The 18128-nt window shown below is 67.8% G+C and carries 19 protein-coding genes and 1 pseudogene; 9 read left to right on the top strand and 11 right to left on the bottom strand.

Features of this window, described 5'->3' with window-relative positions:
- Entirely contained in the window at positions 1–819 is an 819-nt protein-coding gene (locus GLP40_RS03135) for a maleylpyruvate isomerase family mycothiol-dependent enzyme (RefSeq protein WP_154786220.1), read from the bottom strand.
- The gene (locus GLP40_RS03130; protein ID WP_328289605.1) at positions 816–1265 is read right to left on the bottom strand and encodes an HIT family protein; all 450 of its coding nucleotides are present in this window, start codon (positions 1263–1265) and stop codon (positions 816–818) included. The genes GLP40_RS03135 and GLP40_RS03130 overlap by 4 nt, the downstream gene beginning before the upstream one ends.
- 324 nt (positions 1266–1589) lie before the next feature.
- On the opposite strand from GLP40_RS03130, the gene GLP40_RS03125 reads away from it, so the two are divergent.
- The 5 genes from GLP40_RS03125 to GLP40_RS03105 all read left to right on the top strand — a co-directional run bounded on the left by GLP40_RS03125 (position 1590) and on the right by GLP40_RS03105 (position 6024).
- A complete protein-coding gene (locus GLP40_RS03125) occupies positions 1590–2732 on the top strand; it encodes a Re/Si-specific NAD(P)(+) transhydrogenase subunit alpha (RefSeq protein ID WP_328289604.1) in 1143 nt (380 codons plus the stop codon).
- Positions 2732–3049, top strand: coding sequence for an NAD(P) transhydrogenase subunit alpha (locus GLP40_RS03120; RefSeq protein WP_154786219.1), 318 nt, complete (start codon positions 2732–2734; stop codon positions 3047–3049). The genes GLP40_RS03125 and GLP40_RS03120 overlap by 1 nt, the downstream gene beginning before the upstream one ends.
- A 3-nt stretch (positions 3050–3052) precedes the next feature.
- On the top strand, positions 3053–4468 hold the full coding sequence (locus GLP40_RS03115; protein WP_154786218.1) for an NAD(P)(+) transhydrogenase (Re/Si-specific) subunit beta: 1416 nt from the start codon (positions 3053–3055) through the stop codon (positions 4466–4468).
- Positions 4469–4575: 107 nt separating this feature from the next.
- On the top strand, positions 4576–5151 hold the full coding sequence (locus tag GLP40_RS03110) for a TetR/AcrR family transcriptional regulator (protein WP_154786217.1): 576 nt from the start codon (positions 4576–4578) through the stop codon (positions 5149–5151).
- Between the two features lie 84 nt (positions 5152–5235).
- Positions 5236–6024 (top strand): SDR family oxidoreductase, encoded by a 789-nt coding sequence (locus GLP40_RS03105; protein WP_154786216.1) that lies wholly within the window; start codon positions 5236–5238, stop codon positions 6022–6024.
- A 77-nt stretch (positions 6025–6101) separates the two neighbouring features.
- On the opposite strand, the gene GLP40_RS03100 is transcribed toward GLP40_RS03105, so the two are convergent.
- Together GLP40_RS03100 and GLP40_RS03095 are read right to left on the bottom strand one after the other, a co-directional pair.
- On the bottom strand, positions 6102–6422 hold the full coding sequence (locus GLP40_RS03100) for a GroES family chaperonin (RefSeq protein WP_328289603.1): 321 nt from the start codon (positions 6420–6422) through the stop codon (positions 6102–6104).
- Positions 6423–6452: 30 nt separating this feature from the next.
- Complete coding sequence (locus tag GLP40_RS03095) at positions 6453–7067, bottom strand: TetR/AcrR family transcriptional regulator (RefSeq protein WP_154786215.1); 615 nt, start codon at positions 7065–7067, stop codon at positions 6453–6455.
- Positions 7068–7214: 147 nt separating this feature from the next.
- On the opposite strand from GLP40_RS03095, the gene GLP40_RS03090 reads away from it, so the two are divergent.
- The 3 genes from GLP40_RS03090 (at position 7215) to GLP40_RS03080 (ending at position 10532) form a co-directional block, all read left to right on the top strand.
- Positions 7215–8678, top strand: coding sequence for an MFS transporter (locus GLP40_RS03090; RefSeq protein WP_328289602.1), 1464 nt, complete (start codon positions 7215–7217; stop codon positions 8676–8678).
- Positions 8679–8834: 156 nt separating this feature from the next.
- Positions 8835–10154 (top strand): FAD-binding oxidoreductase, encoded by a 1320-nt coding sequence (locus GLP40_RS03085; protein WP_154786400.1) that lies wholly within the window; start codon positions 8835–8837, stop codon positions 10152–10154.
- Between the two features lie 87 nt (positions 10155–10241).
- Positions 10242–10532, top strand: coding sequence for a GNAT family N-acetyltransferase (locus tag GLP40_RS03080; protein ID WP_154786214.1), 291 nt, complete (start codon positions 10242–10244; stop codon positions 10530–10532).
- Here the strand turns inward: GLP40_RS03080 and GLP40_RS03075 are convergent.
- The 5 genes from GLP40_RS03075 to GLP40_RS03055 all read right to left on the bottom strand — a co-directional run bounded on the left by GLP40_RS03075 (position 10529) and on the right by GLP40_RS03055 (position 15184).
- Positions 10529–10849: a hypothetical protein gene (locus tag GLP40_RS03075; protein WP_154786213.1), complete on the bottom strand. Its 321-nt coding sequence runs from the start codon at positions 10847–10849 to the stop codon at positions 10529–10531. The genes GLP40_RS03080 and GLP40_RS03075 overlap by 4 nt on opposite strands.
- Before the next feature lie 343 nt (positions 10850–11192).
- Positions 11193–12350, bottom strand: coding sequence for an acyl-CoA dehydrogenase (locus tag GLP40_RS03070; RefSeq protein WP_154786212.1), 1158 nt, complete (start codon positions 12348–12350; stop codon positions 11193–11195).
- Positions 12351–12520: 170 nt separating this feature from the next.
- The gene (locus tag GLP40_RS03065) at positions 12521–13228 is read right to left on the bottom strand and encodes a TetR family transcriptional regulator (RefSeq protein WP_154786211.1); all 708 of its coding nucleotides are present in this window, start codon (positions 13226–13228) and stop codon (positions 12521–12523) included.
- A 254-nt stretch (positions 13229–13482) separates the two neighbouring features.
- Positions 13483–13986 (bottom strand): 5-(carboxyamino)imidazole ribonucleotide mutase, encoded by a 504-nt coding sequence (gene purE, locus GLP40_RS03060; protein ID WP_154786210.1) that lies wholly within the window; start codon positions 13984–13986, stop codon positions 13483–13485.
- On the bottom strand, positions 13979–15184 hold the full coding sequence (locus GLP40_RS03055; RefSeq protein WP_328289601.1) for a 5-(carboxyamino)imidazole ribonucleotide synthase: 1206 nt from the start codon (positions 15182–15184) through the stop codon (positions 13979–13981). The genes purE and GLP40_RS03055 overlap by 8 nt, the downstream gene beginning before the upstream one ends.
- 116 nt (positions 15185–15300) lie before the next feature.
- Between GLP40_RS03055 and GLP40_RS03050 the strand changes: the two are divergent.
- Positions 15301–15825 (top strand): annotated as a pseudogene (locus GLP40_RS03050) (GtrA family protein); the annotation flags it as partial.
- A gap of 87 nt (positions 15826–15912) precedes the next feature.
- Here the strand turns inward: GLP40_RS03050 and GLP40_RS03045 are convergent.
- Both GLP40_RS03045 and GLP40_RS03040 read right to left on the bottom strand, forming a co-directional pair.
- A complete protein-coding gene (locus GLP40_RS03045; protein WP_328289600.1) occupies positions 15913–16605 on the bottom strand; it encodes a response regulator transcription factor in 693 nt (230 codons plus the stop codon).
- 178 nt (positions 16606–16783) lie between these two features.
- Positions 16784–18094, bottom strand: coding sequence for a sensor histidine kinase (locus GLP40_RS03040; protein ID WP_154786209.1), 1311 nt, complete (start codon positions 18092–18094; stop codon positions 16784–16786).
- Positions 18095–18128 lie beyond the last annotated feature (34 nt).

The following is an 18128-nucleotide window of genomic DNA, read 5'->3' as shown; positions in this document are numbered from 1 at the left end:
TCAGATGGTGAAGGCCAGGTTGCGGACCAGGCGGTTGCCGAGGTCGGTGTCACCGATGAGGGTGATCTCCCCCGCGTGCGCGTCGGCGGTGACGCGCCCGCCGCGCAGGCGGGCGAACAGGCCCGAGTCCATGGTCACCACGAGACCCACCGGGGCGTCGAGGGTTTCGACCAGACTCGCCCGGCCGTCCGCGACGGCCACGTGCAGTGTCCGCGGCACCGACCCGGTGAGCTCGAAGGTGATACGCGACCCGTCCGGCGCGCCCGCGCCTTTGACCGCGGCCTTGCCCAGGGCGGTCAGCAGTTCGGTATATGCCGTCGCGCCGCGGCTGCCGCCCTCGTCGACCGAAACGCCGAGCGCGTCGGCGATGTCGTGCTCATGCATCCAGCAGTCGAATAGGCGGATGCGCATGAATCGGCCGTAGGGGGCCATTCCCACCGGGGTCGGCACGAGTTCGGCCCACGCCTGCGAGGTGGTCTGTTCGAGCGCCTTCGACCGGCGGCCGGTGACGTCGAGGAACCGTTCCAGCAACTGCGAACCGGCGAGCGGGCGCAGCGTGGCGATCCACTTCTCGTTCAGCGCGCCGATATCGTTGCGAATGTGCTCGCCGGAGACCTCGACCTCGGGAATCGGCTCGCCCAGCAAGATCGATTCGGTGCCGACCACGTGGGCGAGCACGTCGAACACCGTCCAGCCGGGCAGTGGCGACGCCGTACGCCAGCGGTTCTCGTCCAGAGCGCCCACCAGCCGGGCGAGAGCGTCCCACTGGTCGGACAAGAGGGCCGTGATCTCGGCGCGGTCCGGCACCGTGTCGGTCATGTGGTGGTCTCCTTTTCCTCATCGGCGAGCCGGTCCAGTCCGGATCGCAGTGCCGCGGCGGTGTGCTCGGTGTCGTGCGGGCGGCGCAGCACGAAGCCCTTGGCGAATCGCAGGACGTCGCCGTGGTGACGCGGGATGACGTGCAGGTGCACGTGGTGGACGGTCTGGAAGGCCGCCTTGCCGTCGTTGATCAGCAAGTTGGCGCCGTCGGCGCCGAGGCCGGCGCGGCGCATGGACTTGGCCAGGCGATGCCCGAAGGCGAACAGCCGCGCGCCCATGGCCGGGTCGAGCTCGTCCAGATCGGTGGCGTGGAGTTTGGGGATCACCAGCGTGTGCCCGCGGGTGATGGGCCGGATATCGAGGAACGCCACCAGGGTGTCGTCCTCGAAGATCTTGGTCGCGGGTGCGTTGCCCGCGACGATCCGGCAGAACATGCAGCCACTCACCATGCAGACATTACGGCGTACAAGTGATGTGCGACACCCCCTGCATGCCCCCGATGTGGGCACAATCGGCGACACGCCTACCCATGGGTAGCACGCGGAATTCGCGGTACTTGTCGCCTGTCGAACCCGAGTCGAGCATGGAGTTGTCCAGTTTTCTCGCCACACCATGTGACGGGCATCTCGGCTACGCTCACCGCGAACCAGGTACAGTTGCGAGAATTCTCACGAACTTACTACCGAGTAAGTTCGGCCCACCGTTGGACCGGTGACGCGGCCCATACCGACAGGGTGGCCTGGGCTCACCACGAGAAGGAAGTTTGACAAGTGGACACAACGCAGAGCGCACAGACCGCTGCGCCCCGCGGTGCGCGCGTCGGAGTGGTTCGTGAGACGAACCCGGACGAACGACGCGTCGCATTGGTGCCGAAGATCATCCCCGCCCTGCGCAAGCAGGGTGTCGAGGTGATCGTCGAGGCCGGTGCCGGTCTGGGCGCGTTGATTCCCGACGAGGCGTACACCGAAGCCGGTGCCACACTGGGTGATCCGTACAGCGCCGACGTGGTCGTGAAGGTCGCCCCGCCCAACGACAGCGAGGTCGCCAAGCTGTCGAGCGGGCAGACGCTGATCGGATTCCTCGCGCCCCGCAATGCCGACAACAAGATCGGTGCGCTGCGCAGTGCGGGCGTGCAGGCCTTTGCGGTCGAAGCGATTCCGCGCATCTCCCGCGCCCAGGTGATGGACGCGCTGTCGTCGCAGGCGAACGTCGCCGGCTACAAGGCCGTGCTGCTCGCGGCGTCGGAATCCACCCGCTTCTTCCCGATGCTGACCACCGCCGCGGGCACCGTGAAACCGGCGACCGTGCTGGTGCTCGGCGTGGGTGTCGCCGGTCTGCAGGCGCTGGCCACCGCCAAGCGTCTCGGCGGCCGGACCACCGGTTACGACGTCCGCCCGGAGGTTGCCGACCAGGTGCGCTCGGTCGGCGCGCAGTGGCTGGACCTCGGCATCGACGCCGCCGGTGAGGGCGGCTACGCCCGCGAGCTCACCGACGAGGAGAAGGCCCAGCAGCAGCAGGCCCTGGAAGACGCCATCAAGGGCTTCGACGTGGTCATCACCACCGCGCTGGTGCCCGGACGCCCGGCCCCGCGCCTGGTCACCGCCGCCGCCGTGGAGGGCATGAAGCCCGGCAGCGTGATCGTGGACCTGGCCGGCGAGACCGGCGGTAACTGCGAGTTGACCGAACCCGGGAAAACCGTTGTGCGCCACGGCGTCACCATCGCCTCGCCGCTGAACCTGCCGGCCACCATGCCGGAGCACGCCAGCGAGCTGTACTCCAAGAACATCGCCGCCCTGCTCGAACTCATGCTGAAAGATGGTGCGCTCGCACCCGATTTCGAGGATCAGGTGCTGGCGGATTCCTGCGTGACGCGTGAGCGGAGCGAGCCGAGCTCTCAGAAGGTGGAAGCCTGATGTACACCCAACTGCTGGCGAATATCGCGATCCTGGTGCTGTCCGGGTTCGTGGGCTTCGCCGTCATCTCCAAGGTGCCCAACACCCTGCACACGCCCCTGATGTCGGGCACCAACGCCATTCACGGCATCGTGGTGCTCGGCGCGCTGGTGGTATTCGGCAAAGTGCAGCACCCGTCGGTGCTCATGCAGATCATCCTGTTCGTCGCCGTCGTGTTCGGAACCTTGAACGTCATCGGCGGTTTCGTCGTGACCGACCGCATGCTGGGCATGTTCAAGGCGAAGAAGCCCGCTGCGCAAGAGAAGGCGGGCCGCTGACCCATGGACAATCTGGTCAATATCCTCTACATCGTCGCGTTCGCGCTGTTCATCTATGGTCTGATGGGCCTGACCGGCCCGAAGACCGCGGTGCGCGGCAACTGGATCGCCGCCACCGGCATGGTCATCGCGGTCGTCGCGACGCTCATCGCCATCCGCGACACCAGCAACTGGATCATCATCGTCGCGGGCCTGGTGGTCGGTGTGGCACTGGGTGTGCCGCCCGCCCGCTTCACCAAGATGACCGCCATGCCGCAGCTGGTCGCCGCGTTCAACGGCGTCGGCGGTGGCACCGTGGCCCTCATCGCCTGGGCCGAATTCCTCGACACCAAGGGCTTTTCCGCGGTGCACGAGCAGCCCTCGGTGCACATCGTGATCGCCTCGCTGTTCGCGGCCATCATCGGCTCGGTCTCGTTCTGGGGCTCGGTCATCGCCTTCGGCAAGCTGCAGGAGATCCTGCCCGGCAAGCCGATCGGCGTGGGCAAGCTGCAGCAGCCGCTGAACCTGCTGCTGCTGGCTGGCTCGATCGCCGCGGCCGTGGTGATCGGCATCGGCGCGACCGATGACGGCGTGCCGCAATACTGGATGGTCGCGGTGCTGGTGCTGGCCGGCATCCTCGGTCTGATGGTGGTGCTGCCCATCGGCGGCGCCGACATGCCGGTCGTCATCTCCCTGCTCAACGCCCTCACCGGTCTGTCCGCGGCCGCCGCGGGTCTGGCGCTGGACAACACCGCCATGATCGTGGCGGGCATGATCGTCGGCGCGTCCGGCACCATCCTCACCAACCTGATGGCCAAGGCGATGAACCGGTCGATCCCCGCCATCGTCGCGGGCGGATTCGGCGGCGGCGGAACGGCTCCCGGTGCGTCCGGCAGCGGTGAGCAGAAGCAGGCCAAGGCCACCTCCGCCGCCGATGCCGCCATCCAGATGGCGTATGCGAACCAGGTCATCGTGGTCCCGGGTTACGGCATGGCCGTGGCCCAGGCCCAGCACGCGGTCAAGGAAATGGCGGCCCTGCTCGAGGCCAAGGGCGTCGAGGTCAAATACGCCATCCACCCCGTCGCCGGTCGCATGCCCGGTCATATGAACGTGCTGTTGGCCGAGGCCGAGGTGTCCTATGACGCCATGAAGGAAATGGACGACATCAACGGCGAATTCGCCCGCACCGACGTGGCCCTGGTCATCGGCGCCAACGACGTCACCAACCCCGCCGCCCGCGAGGACGCCTCGTCCCCGATCTACGGCATGCCGGTGCTCAACGTCGACCAGGCCAAGAGCGTGATCGTGCTCAAGCGGTCGATGAACTCCGGTTTCGCCGGCATCGACAACCCGCTGTTCTACGCCGACCACACCTCCATGCTGTTCGGCGACGCCAAGAAGTCCGTCGGCGCCGTCACCGAGGAACTCAAGGCGCTCTAGCCCCGGGTTGCCTCCCGGCACAGGACAGTCGGCCCGCGCCCTCCGGCGCGGGCCGATTTCTACCCCAGTTCTTGACCTGAAGGTCAAGAACTTCTAGAGTTCGAGCCATGGGCCGGCCACGCAATTTCGACGAAGACGCCGTGGTGGATCGCGCCATGGAGGCGTTCTGGACCCATGGCTACGCGAATACCTCGCCCGCACAGCTCGCCGAAGCGACCGGGATCGGAAAAGGCAGTCTCTACAACGCCTTCGGCAGTAAGCGGGAGTTGTTCGACTTGTGCATGACGCGATACGACCGGCTCGGCGCGGCGCTGGCGCGCGAAGTGCTGGCGCAGCCGGGGACGACCAGGGAGCGGCTGCGAGCCTGGATGCGCTGGGTCGTGGACAGCGATCTGGCGCAGCCGGTACGGCGTGGGTGCATGGTGGTGAATACCGCCATGGAGCTCGGTGGACACGACGCGGAGGCGACCGCGGCGGTGACGGCCGCTCATGCGCACATGACCGAGGTACTCACGGAGCGGATCGAACAGGGACAACGCGACGGCGACGTCCGCACCGAGATCGATGCTCGCGCCTACAGCGAGTATCTGATGAATGCCATTGGCGGCCTTCGCGTCACAGCCAAGATCACGGACGCGGCGACGCTGTACCGCATCGTCGACACCACACTGGCGACTCTCTGAATCACCGCCCGAATCGGGGCCGCATTCCGCGGCCTTTTTCTTTTACCTGAGTTTTTGACCCACAGTTCAAGAAAGGTACGGATCATGGATCTCGGACTGAACGGCAAGACCGCACTCGTCACCGGCGCCAGCCGGGGCATCGGCCTGGCCGTGGCCGAAGCGCTCGCCGACGAGGGCGTACGAGTGGTCGGCGTCGCCCGCACTATCACTCCCGAGCTCGAAAAGATCGCGGCGGCAACCGTTTCCGCCGATCTGAGCACCACCGAGGGCGCGCTCGCCGCCGTCGCGACGGCGCTGGCCGAGCTCGGCGGAATCGACATCCTGGTCAACAATGTGGGCGGAGGCGACGCCGACAAGCTCACTCTGGGCAGCTTCCTCGACATCCCGGATGACCAGTGGCGCAAGCTGTTCGACCTCAACCTGTTCGGCGTGGTCACCACCACTCGCGCGGCGCTGCCCAGCATTGTCGAGCGGCGCGGGGCCATCGTCACGGTGTCCTCCATCAACTCGCGTGTGCCCGCGGTCGGACCGGCCGGGTACAGCGAGGCCAAGGCCGCGCTCACCGCGTTCGGCAAGCGGCTCAGCGAGGAGTTCGGCTCGCAAGGTGTGCGCGTGAACACCGTGTCGCCGGGTCCGGTCGGCACCGACATCTGGCGCGGACCCGACAGCCTGGGAGCGGCACTGGCCGCCGCGAGCGGCGTTGCGCAGGAAGACTTCCTGGCATCCATTCCCGCGCAGTTCGGCATCGCCTCGGGCCGGATCTCCGAGGCCGACGAGATCGCGGCGCTGGTCGCCTTCCTGGTGTCGGAGAAGGCCCGCAATATCACCGGCGCGGACTACATCATCGATGGCGGCATCGTGAAAACGGTCTGATCGACCCGGTACGGGAACGGCCCGCGTCTCGAAAAGGATGCGGGCCGTTGGTCTTCGAGCGATAGGCTCGGCGAGCGTTAAAGGTACAGGCCGGTGCCGTGTTCGGGGTGGGTGTTGGCGACCGCGTGCAGATCGCGTTCGCGCAGTACGTAATACGCCTGCGCTTGAATCTCCACCTCGAACTGGTCCTCGGCGCTGAAGAGCACCTGGTCGCCGACGCCGACCGCGCGGACATGGGAACCCACGCCGCAGACCTCACCCCACGACAGGCGCTTGGCCACCTGGGCGGTGGCGGGAATGAGAATGCCACCGCTGCTGCGCCGCTCGCCCGCATCCTGGTTGAGCTTGACCATGACACGGTCGTGCAGCATTTGAATCTCTAGCTTGGCATCGGACACCGCGGCAGTGTACTGCGCGGGGACGACCGGTCACGCCCCGGCATCCGCTCCCGATCCGGAACCGGGGTCCGGCGCGACGACGCGGCGGATGGCGTCCTTGATCCAGGCGCGCTGTTCCTCCGGATCGGCGTCCGCGCCCAGGGTGAACGCGTTGACCTGCGGCACCGCCAGCGGATAGTTGATCATCGACATGAGCGCCATGAGCACCTGGCCGGACGGCATGTCGGCGCGCATCAGGCCCTTGCCCTGCGCGATCTCGATCTTCTCGCGCTTCTCCAGGTAACGGCCGCAGCGCAATTCGCCCGCCGAGGCGTTCTCCCGGCCCAGTTCCAGCGCCTCCCACTGCAGCAGGCGCAGCAATTCGGGATGGTCGCGGTGGTAGTCGATGTGCTGATCGATCCAGGTGTCGAGGTCCTCGATATCGGTGGTCACCGAGCCGGCCACGGCCAGCATGGTCTCTTCCAGGACCTGGTGGAAGAGTCTCTCCTTATCGCCGAAGTAGGCGTAGATGAGCTGCTTGTTGGCCCTGGCATTGCGGGCGATGCGGTCCACCCGGGCGCCGGCGATCCCGTACTGCGCGAATTCCGCGGTCGCGGCCTCGAAGATGCGCGCCTTCGTGGCTTCGGGATCCCTGATGCCTGCCATGGCTTCGATGGTAACCAACCAACTGGTTGACAAGATGCGGAAGCCGGGTGGAATATCTGTAACCAACCGGTTAGTTACAAGACTCGAGCTTCCGGCGCAACGACGCGCCAAACGCCTCCCCATCCTCTTCACGTTCGGGAGAACGACGTGACCACCCTCGAAAACCGGACCGCCGCAACGGCTCCCGTCGCGCCCGGCCCCCTCGAGTTCGCCGCCCGCTGGCGCGCCCTGCCCGTCATCCTCAGTGCCATGTTCATGGCGATGTTCGACTGGTTCGTCGTCAATGTCGCCGCCTCCTCACTGGAACACGACCTGCACGCCGGCGAGTCGGCGCTCGAACTCATCGTCGGCGGCTACGGCTTCGCCTACGCCTCGGGCCTGATCACCGGCGGCCGCCTCGGCGACCTGCACGGGCACCGGCGGCTGTTCGTGATCGGCATGCTCGCCTTCACCGTCGCCTCGCTGCTGTGCGGGCTCGCGCCCAATGCCTGGGCGCTGGTCGCCTTCCGCGTCCTGCAGGGCGGCACCGCGGCACTCATGGTTCCGCAGATGCTGGCCCTCATCAACACCCTGTTCCCGCCGCACGAACGCCCCAGGGCCATGGCCGCCTTCGGCGCGACCATCGGCATCGGCGCGGTGTCGGGGCAGGTGCTGGGCGGCGTTCTGCTCGACGCCGACCTGTTCGGGTGGGGCTGGCGCACCATCTTCTACATCAACGTGCCCATCGGGCTGGTCGCCGCCGCGCTGGCCGCCCGTTGGCTGCCCCGGCACGAGCTGACCCACCGGCCGAAACTGGATCCGATTGGCGCACTGGGTATCTCGGCCGCGCTGGCGCTGCTTCTGGTGCCGATCACGCTGGGCCGCCCCGAGGGCTGGCCGATGTGGACCTGGGTCAGCATGCTCGCGTCGATCCCGGTGCTGCTGCTCACGCTGCGCTATGAGAACCGGCTCACCGAACGCGGCGGCGAACCCGTCCTGGACACCGCCATGGTGCGCGAACGCGGATTCAGCCTCGGACTGGTGATCGCGGGCGGCTATCTGACCTTCTTCGCGGGATTCATGCTGTGCCTGACCCTGATGTTGCAGAACGGACTGGGGCTCTCGCCGCTCACCGCCGGACTGGCCTTCGCGCCGCTGGGACTGTGCTTCGCGGGCAGCTCGTTCTTCCTCGCGCCGCGGGTCGCGGCCCGGATCGGCAATCGGGTCATGGTGGTGGGCACCCTCACCAGCCTCACCGGACTGGCGCTGACGCTGGCCGTGCTGTTCACCCTGGGCAATAACGTGAGCGTGCTCGCGCTCGTCCCGGGCATGATGATCGTCGGGACGGGCAACGGTCTGACCATTCCTTCGGTGGTCGGGGCCGTGCTGTCGTCGGGGATTCCGGCGCGGCAGGCGGGCATGGCCGCTGGGGTGCTGACCACTTCGCAGCAATTCGGAAACGCGATCGGCGCCACGGTTCTCGGCGTGATCTTCTTCAGCGCGCTGGGTGCTCATCATGGCACCGGCGGCTACGTGACCGCCATGGAGATGGCCGCGCTGGGCGGGGCCGCGGTGCTGGTGGTCGTGCTCGCCGCCGCGCTCGCGCTGCCGAAGGCCGCCACCGCACGCTGAGCGCTCCGGCGCTCGGGATCGATCGGGACTCCCACACCTGCCTGGTGCGGGAGTCCCGTTCTGTGCACGGGGTTCCGGACAAACCGGCCCGAAGCACGTAGTTTTTCGACTGTGGACATCGATCTCGACACACTGCGCGGTCTGCTCCCTACCGGCATGGTGGTGACCGATCCGGATGTGCTGGCCGCCTATCGGCAGGATCGGGCGTTGGATCCGGACGCCGGGACCGCGCTCGCGCTGGTGCGGCCGCTGACAACCGAGCAGGTCGCGACGACCGTGCGATGGGCGCATGAGCATCGGGTGCCAATCGTGCCGCGCGGGGCGGGGACGGGACTGTCCGGCGGGGCCACCGCGCAACACGGCACGCTGACGCTGAGCACCGAGAAGATGCGCGAGATCAGCGTCGACACCGTGACGCGGACGGCGGTGGTGCAGCCGGGACTGTTGAACGCCGAGGTCAAGCGGGCCGTCGCCGACCAAGGGCTGTGGTACCCGCCGGATCCATCCTCGTTCGAGATCTGCTCCATCGGCGGGAACGCGGCCACCAACGCGGGTGGGCTGTGCTGCGTGAAATACGGCGTCACCACCGATTACGTGCTCGGCATGGAGGTGGTACTGGCCGACGGGACCGCGGTGCGGCTGGGCGGGCCGCGGCTCAAGGATTCGGCGGGGCTGTCGCTGACCAAGCTGTTCGTGGGCAGCGAAGGGACACTGGGAATCATCACCGAGCTGACCCTGCGGCTGCTGCCCGCGCAGCCGCCGCAGTCCACCGTGGTCGCCACCTTCGCCACGCTCACCGCGGCCACCGATGCGATCCTGGCCATCACCGGCCAATTGCGGCCCTCCATGCTGGAATTCATGGATTCGGTGGCGATCAATGCCGTCGAGGACGAGCTGCGCATGGGCCTCGACCGAAACGCGGCGGCGCTGCTGGTGGCGCGATCCGACGCACCGGGCGAGCATGCCGGGCGAGAGGCAGACATCATGCTGGCCGCCTGCGAAAAGGCCGGGGCGACGGAGGCTTTCCGCACCGATGATCCGGACGAGGGCGAAGCATTCTGCGCCGCACGACGATTCGCCATCCCGGCCGTGGAACGCAAGGGTCCACTACTGCTCGAGGACGTGGGCGTGCCGCTCCCCCGGCTCGGCGACCTGGTCACCGGCATCGCCGAGATCGCCGCGCACCGGCGCGTCCTCATCTCCGTTATCGCGCACGCGGGTGACGGCAACACCCATCCGCTGATCGTCCACGACCCCGCCGACCCGGATGAATCCGAGCGTGCGCATCTCGCGTTCGGCGAGATCATGGACCTGGCCATCGGCCTCGGCGGCACCATCACCGGCGAGCACGGCGTGGGCCGCCTGAAGAAGCTGTGGCTACCCGACCAGCTCGGCCCCGACGTCATGGCGCTCACTCGCCGGATCAAGAACGCGCTGGATCCGCACGGAATACTGAATCCGGGCGCGGTTCTGTAACCGGGCTCCGCTTGCGCGGCGGTCGGATGGTGGAGCCCCCGGACCCGTTCAGGAACAATCCGTACCACAGGTGAGTTCACATCGGTCATGAGCACCAAGCTGGAACACAACGCCGACGCGACCCGCTACGAGGTCTACCTGGACGGCACTCTCGCGGGCTACGCCGACTACGCGGAGCGGGTGGACGGTGACACCAAGGTCCGCGACATCCAGCACACCCTCACCTTTCCCGAGTTCCGCGGCCGCGGCGTGGCCGCGCAGGTGGTGGAGTTCGCGCTGAACGACGCGCGCGCGGAAGGCTTCTCGATCATTCCGACCTGCTGGTACGTCGAGAAGTACATCGGCGAACACCCCGAATACGCCGACCTGGTGGCCTAATTCGCGCGATCGTGCCGACGCTGCCAGACCCGGAAATGCCGGTCGGCGCTACCGACCATCGCCTCGCCCACCTTCGCGTCATCGAACCCCGGCAGTGATTGCAGCTTGGCCAGGAATACGGTGTCGGCGGCCGAGTACGGCACCACACACCCCTTACCGGTCGCCCCGATCAACACGAAGAACACATCCCCGGCGAACGGCCCGTCCGCCGCGGTGATGATCCGCACCTCTGCCAGTTCCGTCCACGCGACCTCTTCCACCCGTCCGTCGGCCAGTGTGCGCCGGACGAAGGTGTCGTTGATTTCGACTCCGGCCATGGGTCCATAGTGCCCCCAGCATGCCCACCCGAACAGTCCTCGAACCCGCGCTTTACCCGAGGAAGCCGCGAAGAGAAGCTCCAGCGAACGGCCCTGCCGCACATCGGCGGCGAACCACACCCCAGAGCGATTCTTCAGCTACCGAAAAGATTCGGCGCGGGACTCGGCATGGCATCACGCCACGCCGATTCCAACCGGCTCACCGAGCGCCAGCTCCATTCCGGTGATCGGCGGCCCGCTGAGCAGCCTCCCGGCCCAGGGGTACCAGCCCCGCCAACGACCGGAGGCGGCCCCGAGTCGAAACTCGGAACCGCCTCCGGGACTTACGAACTCGCCGAAAACCTCAGCGGAGGATCTGGCGGGACATGACCAGGCGCTGGATCTGGTTGGTGCCCTCGTAGATCTGGGTGATCTTGGCGTCGCGCATCATGCGCTCGACCGGGAAGTCGGTGGTGTAGCCGGCGCCGCCGAAGAGCTGGACGGCGTTGGTGGTGACCTCCATGGCCACGTCGGAGGCGAAGCACTTGGCGGCGGCGGAGATGAAGCCGAGGTTCTTCTCACCGCGCTCGGCGCGGGCGGCCGAGGTGTAGACCATGAGCCGGGCGGCCTCGATCTTCATGGCCATGTCGGCCAGCATGAACTGGGTGTTCTGGAAGTCGGCGATGGCCTTGCCGAACTGCTTGCGGTCCTTGGTGTAGGCGATCGCGGCGTCCAGGGCACCCTGGGCGATGCCGACGGCCTGCGCGCCGATGGTCGGGCGGGTGTGGTCCAGGGTCTGCAGGGCGGTCTTGAAACCGGTGCCGGGCTCGCCGACGATGCGGTCGCCGGGAACCTTGCAGTTCTCGAAGTACAGCTCGGCGGTCGGGGAACCCTTGATGCCCAGCTTGTGCTCCAGCGGGCCGACCACGAAGCCCTCATCGTCCTTGTGGACCATGAAGGAGGAGATGCCGTTGGCGCCCTTGTCGGCGTCGGTGACGGCCATGACGGTGTACCAGTCGGACTTGCCGCCGTTGGTGATCCAGCACTTGGAGCCGTTGATGATCCAGCCGTCGCCGTCCTGGCGCGCACGGGTGCGCATGGAGGCGGCGTCGGAGCCGGCCTCACGCTCGGACAGGGCGTAGGAGGCCATCTTGCCCGCGACGATGTCGGAGAGCACCTTGTGCTTGAGCTCCTCGGAGCCGTTCAGGATCAGGCCCATGGTGCCCAGCTTGTTGACGGCCGGGATGAGCGAGGAGGAACCGCACACGCGGGCCACTTCCTCGATCACGATGCAGGTGGCGACCGAGTCCGCGCCCTGGCCGCCGTAGGCCTCCGGCACGTGCACGGCATTGAAGCCGGCCGCGTTGAGAGCGGTCAGCGCCTCCTCGGGGAAGCGGGCGTTGCCGTCCACATCCTTCGCGTAGGGGGCGATCTCCTTCTCGGACAGGCCGCGGATGGCCTCGCGCAGCTCATGGTGGAAGTCCTCGAGCTGGAACAAGTTGAAATCGGGGTTGCCCGCCATGGGGTTCTCTCCTGGTCGTCGGGGGGATCGCCGCTGGTTGCCCAGCATCGCCAACTTGTGCGGCACTCAGTGCCAGTCGTAGTCAAGTATACGCCGCGATATCGCGGCCACGTGCGGGTACTTACTCAACTATTCGTGGCACCCAGTGTCATTTTGACCGTGCGAACGCCTCACAGCATATCTTTGGTAGGCGCGGCCAGCCGACGGGCCAGCAGGTCGGCGACCTGTCGGGGCGGCAGATCACGGGGGAATACGGCCACCACCATCTGATCCGGGGCCGTGGTCTCGCGCGATGTCCCCACGCGCGGAATCGCCGACAGCGCCGTGCGCAGATCCTCGGGGCTCGCCGCCGATTCGCCGCGCACCATGCGTCGCAGCAGATAGTTGTGGGTCGCCGTCACCGCCGCCGTGAACTGCACCAGCGCCAGATCCGAGGTCTGCGGCAGCCGCCGCCGCAGGTAGTCGGTGAACAACCGCTCGTACCGGAAGACCGTCACGATCTCCCGCTCCCGCAGCGTCGGTACCTGCCGCACCACCCGGTACCGGCGGGCCGCGATCTCCCGCCACTGCGTGAACCGCTCGAACACCTCGATCACCGCCTCGCACACGGCATCCCACGGATCGCCCTGCGCGGCCTCCAGATACGCCCGCGCCTGCGCCAGCTGCGATTCGTGGTCGGCGAAGACCACGTCCTCCTTGGACCGGAACTGCCGGAAGAAGGTCCGCCGCGAAATCCCCGCCGCCTCCGCGATCTCGTCGACCGTCGTTGCCTCGTAACCCTTTTCGGCGAACAACCGCAACGCCTGATCCACCACGGTCAGGCGGCGCTGAGTGGGATCCACGTCGGCGCGCGGCCGCGCGGGCTGGTCATTGGACATCCGCCAACGGTAGCGACCCCGACCAGACCGCCCGCACGGCACGGCCGACGCCGCGCCGTCCCGCCGCCGCGGCGCACTCGCCTGCCCGGCCCTGACGATCACCCCCGCGCCGACGCGCACCGCGGTATGGCCGTCCGGCGGGTCTCGTGGAATCGGTAGAACGGCGTGCTCGAAAATCCGTCGGCCCGAGCGGAAATCACGCCGGAACCATTCGAGGCGGTGCTCGACGCACCGCCGCGCCCGTCCGGCTCGTGCTAGCCCAGCAGTTTGTTGCGCAGCGCCTCGTCCTTGTCGAGAACGAGCTTCTCCAGGCCGACCTGGAATCGTTCCATGCGGGACCGCAATTCGGGGTCGGCGGTGGCGAGAATGCGGACCGCGAGCAGGCCCGCGTTGCGGGCGCCGCCGATGGAGACGGTGGCGACCGGGACGCCGGCGGGCATCTGGACGATCGACAGCAGAGAGTCCATGCCGTCCAGGTACTTCAGGGGCACCGGGACGCCGATCACCGGGAGCGGAGTCGCCGAGGCGACCATGCCGGGGAGGTGGGCCGCGCCGCCCGCGCCCGCGATGATGACCTTGATGCCGCGCCCGGCCGCGGCCTTGGCGTAGTCGAGCATGCGCTGCGGGGTGCGGTGCGCGGACACCACACCCACCTCGAAGCGAATGCCGAACTCGGCCAAGGCTTCCGCGGCCGCCTCCATGGTGGGCCAGTCGGAGTCCGACCCCATGATGAGGCCAACCTGTGCGGTATCAGTCATGGTGGGGGTCCCATCCATCGGTCCAGATCGCGTGCGACATCCAGTGCGCCGCGCGCTCGGCTTTCTCACGGGTCTCGGCGGGGTCGTCGCCGAGGATGTTGATATGACCGATCTTGCGGTCGGGGCGCTCGCCCTTGCCGTAGAGATGAACCTTCGCCTCGGGGATGCGGGCCGCAAGGTGGTGCAGGCGTTCGTCCATGGACATCTCTGGGGTTTGCGGCGCGCCGAGGATATTGGCCATGACGGTGACCGGGGCCAGCGGCTCGGTGCTGCCCAGCGGGTAGTCCAGCACGGCACGCAGGTGCTGCTCGAACTGCCCGGTACAGGCGCCGTCCATCCCCCAGTGGCCGGAATTGTGCGGGCGCATGGCCAGCTCGTTGACCATCAGGTCGCCGGAGCGGGTCTCGAACAGCTCCACGGCCATGGCACCCGTCACGCCGAGTTCGGCGGCCAGGCGCAGGGCCAGGGCTTCGGCCTCGGTGGCCTTGGCATCGGCCAGATCCTGCGCGGGCGCGATGACGACCGCGCACTGCCCGTTGCGCTGCACGGTCTCGACCACCGGCCAGGCGGCGGCCTGCCCGAACGGGGACCGCGCCACCATGGCCGACAGCTCCCGCTTCAGGTCCACCTTGGCCTCGGCCATGAGCGTGACCCCGTGCGCCAGCTGGGCTTCCACGATCGGCGCGGCCTCGTCGGCGTCCGCGGGCATCCACACGCCGCGGCCGTCGTAACCGCCGCGCACCGCCTTCAGCACGAACGGCCAGCCGTGCTCGTCGGCGAAGTCCACCGCGTCGGCGACCAAGGTCACCTCGGTATAGGCCGGGATGGGCACGCCCAGTTCGGCGAGCTTGCGCCGCATCAGGAGCTTGTCCTGGGCGAAGATCAGCGCCTGCGGCGGCGGCTGCACGTTCACGCCCTCGGCGATGAGCGTCTCCAGGTGCGCGGTGGGCACGTGCTCATGGTCGAAGGTCAGGGCGCACGAGCCGACCGCGGCCTTGCGCAGCGCGGCCAGATCGTCGTGACTGCCGAGCACGACCTCGGGCGTCACCTGCGCGGCCGGGTCGTCGGGGTGCTCGGCGAGCACACGCAGCCGCTGGCCCAGCGCGATGGCCGCCTGATGGGTCATGCGCGCGAGCTGGCCGCCGCCGATCATGGTGACGGTGGGCATCGCGGAGGAATCGAAGGAACGGGCGCTCACGCTGGACTATGTTGTCATGACACCCACCGGCGGCTGACCCGCGGGTCGCACGACACGCGTCTGCCCCAATTTATGGCGGCCGGACACCACGCGGACCAGAGACGTAGACTCGCACCGTGTCTTTTGTCGACGAAGTGGTCAATCGCCTGCCCGCGCCGCTGCGGGCCCTCGCGGACCGCCATTACGAACTACTCAAGTTCGCGATTGTCGGTGCGACCACGTTCGTCATCGACCTGGGCATTTTCTACGTCCTGAAATGGACGATCATGGACACCAAGCCGACCGTGGCCCGCATCATGTCGGGCACCATCGCGGTCATCGTGTCCTACATCCTCAACCGGGAATGGACCTTCGACAAGCGCGGCGGGCGTGAGAAACACCACGAAGCGCTGCTGTTCTTCCTGGTCAGCGGTATCGGCGTCGGGCTCGCCGCGCTGCCCCTGTGGGTGTCGAGCTACGTGTTCGATCTCCGGCAGCCCAATGTGAGTTTCACCGTCGAGAACATCGCGGACTTCTTCAGCGCATTCATCGTCGGCAACCTGCTGCAAATGGCATTCCGCTTCTGGGCCATGAAAAAGTGGGTGTTTCCGGACGAAATGCAGGAACTCCAGGAAGAATTCGTCGACCTGGTCAACGAAGAGCACCTGGGTCACAACTAGCCGAGTGGTGGGCTGTGCGCCCATGCCCCCTGGGGATAACCGGGGGGCTTTGCCCTCGCGGCGCGCGGATCACGGCTCGGCCCTCAGCACGAACCCGACGCCGCGAACGGTGTGGACCAGACGCGGACAGCCGGTGGCCTCGATCTTGCGGCGCAGGTGGGAGACGAACACGTCGACGACCTTGGTCTGAGTGTCGAAGTCGTAGCCCCAGACCCGATCGAGGAGCTGGGCGCGGGTGAAGACCCGTCCGGGCGCCGAGGCCAGCGCGGCGAGCAGGTCGAATTCGCGTTTGGTGAGGTCGAGTGGTGTGTCGCCGATCGCCGCGCGGCGGGCGCCGGGCAGCACGGTCAGCGGGCCGACCACGATGCGGTCGTCGGCGACATGGGCGGGCGCGGGCGCGCGGCGCAGCATGGCGCGCAGGCGGGCCACCAGCTCACCCAGATCGAACGGCTTGGTCAGGTAGTCGTCCGCCCCGGCCTCCAGGGCGTCGATGCGATCGGTGACCTCGTTCCGCGCGCTCAGCACGCAGATCGGGATGTCGTTGCCCAGTGCGCGCAGGGCCGTGACCACCTGCACCCCATCCAAATCCGGCATATTCAGATCCAGCACCATGGCCTGCGGGGCATCGGTCCCGATGTGGCGGAGCGCGGCGGCCCCGTCAGCCGCGGTCTCGACCTCGAAACCGGACATTCGGAGCCCCCGCGTCACCGAGGCCAGCACCCTGACATCGTCGTCCACAATGAGAATCCGGGGACCTGTCACAAGATCAGACGATACGGGCGGGAGCTGAGGATGGTTCTCAACGAACCGGGCTCGCCACGATGGTGTCGGACGGGGCACGACCGTCCGGCGTCACGACCCCGGTCCCGGTCGACGAATCCGAAGGTGGGAAGCGATTTCCTAGCGTCGGTCGACGAGAAGTCGGGAAACGGAGGGACGATCATCGGGGTTCCGTCCCCACGGCGATCGGGCGGGAGGCCACGCCGGAAGATCCGAGGAAGACGGCGAAGAGGGCGGGGCGGCGGCGCTGCAGTTCCAGCCGACCGCCGTCCGCTTCGATGAGCGCGCGGGCCAGGGCGAGGCCGACTCCGGTGGATCCAGCCGCCGAGAAGCCGCGGTCGAAGATGTGCGGCGCCAACTCATCTCGCACGCCGTCACCCTCGTCGGCGACCTCCACCACCACCAGCGGCTCGCGGTCGTCCATGCGGCCCGCCACCGTGCGCACCGACACCGTGCAGGTGCCGCCGCCGTGCATGAGGGCATTGTCCACCAGCACCGCGACCGCCTCGCGCAGGCGCGAACCCGTGACGGGTGCTTTCAGGGTCGGGTCGCCGAGCAACACCAGCTTGCGCCCGGCCTCGGCGAAGGGATGCCGCCATTCCGCCACGACACCGCGCAATTCGGCCACCACGGGCAGAGGGTCGCGTTCGGCCGCGCCCTCGTCGCGGGAGGCGCGCACCAGTTCGTCGATGGCGTCGGTGAGCCGATCCACCTGTGCCATGGCCTCTTCCGCCTCGTGCACCACCGCCGGGTCGGCGTGCGCGGACAGTTCGTCCAAGCGCAGGCGCACGGCCGTGAGGCGGCTGCGCAGCTGATGCGAGACGTCGGCGACCAGTGCGTGCTCGCGCTGGAGTCGACCCGCGATTTCCACCGTGGCCGAATCCAAGACGTCCGACACGCGGTCCAGTTCGGTGATGCCGTGCCGCCGCGGGTCGGCGCGGAAGTCGCCCATGGCCAGCCGCGCCGCGCGGGCCGCCACATCCCGCAGGGGGTCGGCCACCCGGCGTGCCGTCACCACCGCCACCGCGATGCCCGCGCCCAGCGAGATGAGCACCAGCGCCAGCACCGCGCCCAGGGCCTGCCGTTGCATGGAATGCATTGGGGCCGAGGGCACTTCCAGGCGCAGCGAACCGTCCGTGCCCATCGACCAGGATTCGGACAAGGGATCCCGCACCGCGGCCGCACCGATGTCGATCTTCTTGTTGTTCTCCGCGGGCGTCGGATAGATGATGGTCAACTTGCCGTTGGCCGGGATGAGCAGGCGCACCGCCTTGGTGTCGAGCTCGCCGTACACCATGCCGTCGCGCTCCTGCCGCGTCACCTCCTCGGAGATGCCGTTGAGCCGGTTGCGCAGTTCGTTGCGGTTGATGTCCTCGACCCACTTCCAGGCCGTGAATGCCAGTGGCACACCGAGAACCAGGCTGGTGAGGGTCAAGGCGGCCACCATGGACAGCAGGATCCTGCGTCTCATCGTCGAAATGCCTCGCTTCGCCGGGCTTTCGGGA

It is taken from the genome of Nocardia aurantiaca, from assembly GCF_009708175.1.
GTDB lineage: Bacteria > Actinomycetota > Actinomycetes > Mycobacteriales > Mycobacteriaceae > Nocardia > Nocardia aurantiaca.
The sequence above is the reverse complement of the archived record's forward strand: the minus strand, read 5'-3'. Positions and strand labels throughout refer to the sequence as shown.

What these genes read in the sequence shown, in the direction of transcription:
- GLP40_RS03070 (WP_154786212.1), bottom strand. Translation starts at nt 12,350, where the DNA reads ATGGCGGGCAACCCCGATTTCAACTTGTTCCAGCTCGAGGACTTCCAC.
- GLP40_RS03040 (WP_154786209.1), bottom strand. Translation starts at nt 18,094, where the DNA reads ATGAGACGCAGGATCCTGCTGTCCATGGTGGCCGCCTTGACCCTCACC.
- GLP40_RS03105 (WP_154786216.1), top strand. Translation starts at nt 5,236, where the DNA reads ATGGATCTCGGACTGAACGGCAAGACCGCACTCGTCACCGGCGCCAGC.
- GLP40_RS03110 (WP_154786217.1), top strand. Translation starts at nt 4,576, where the DNA reads ATGGGCCGGCCACGCAATTTCGACGAAGACGCCGTGGTGGATCGCGCC.
- GLP40_RS03095 (WP_154786215.1), bottom strand. Translation starts at nt 7,067, where the DNA reads ATGGCAGGCATCAGGGATCCCGAAGCCACGAAGGCGCGCATCTTCGAG.
- GLP40_RS03085 (WP_154786400.1), top strand. Translation starts at nt 8,835, where the DNA reads ATGGTGGTGACCGATCCGGATGTGCTGGCCGCCTATCGGCAGGATCGG.
- GLP40_RS03120 (WP_154786219.1), top strand. Translation starts at nt 2,732, where the DNA reads ATGTACACCCAACTGCTGGCGAATATCGCGATCCTGGTGCTGTCCGGG.
- GLP40_RS03135 (WP_154786220.1), bottom strand. Translation starts at nt 819, where the DNA reads ATGACCGACACGGTGCCGGACCGCGCCGAGATCACGGCCCTCTTGTCC.
- GLP40_RS03115 (WP_154786218.1), top strand. Translation starts at nt 3,053, where the DNA reads ATGGACAATCTGGTCAATATCCTCTACATCGTCGCGTTCGCGCTGTTC.
- GLP40_RS03075 (WP_154786213.1), bottom strand. Translation starts at nt 10,849, where the DNA reads ATGGCCGGAGTCGAAATCAACGACACCTTCGTCCGGCGCACACTGGCC.
- purE (WP_154786210.1), bottom strand. Translation starts at nt 13,986, where the DNA reads ATGACTGATACCGCACAGGTTGGCCTCATCATGGGGTCGGACTCCGAC.
- GLP40_RS03080 (WP_154786214.1), top strand. Translation starts at nt 10,242, where the DNA reads ATGAGCACCAAGCTGGAACACAACGCCGACGCGACCCGCTACGAGGTC.
- GLP40_RS03065 (WP_154786211.1), bottom strand. Translation starts at nt 13,228, where the DNA reads ATGTCCAATGACCAGCCCGCGCGGCCGCGCGCCGACGTGGATCCCACT.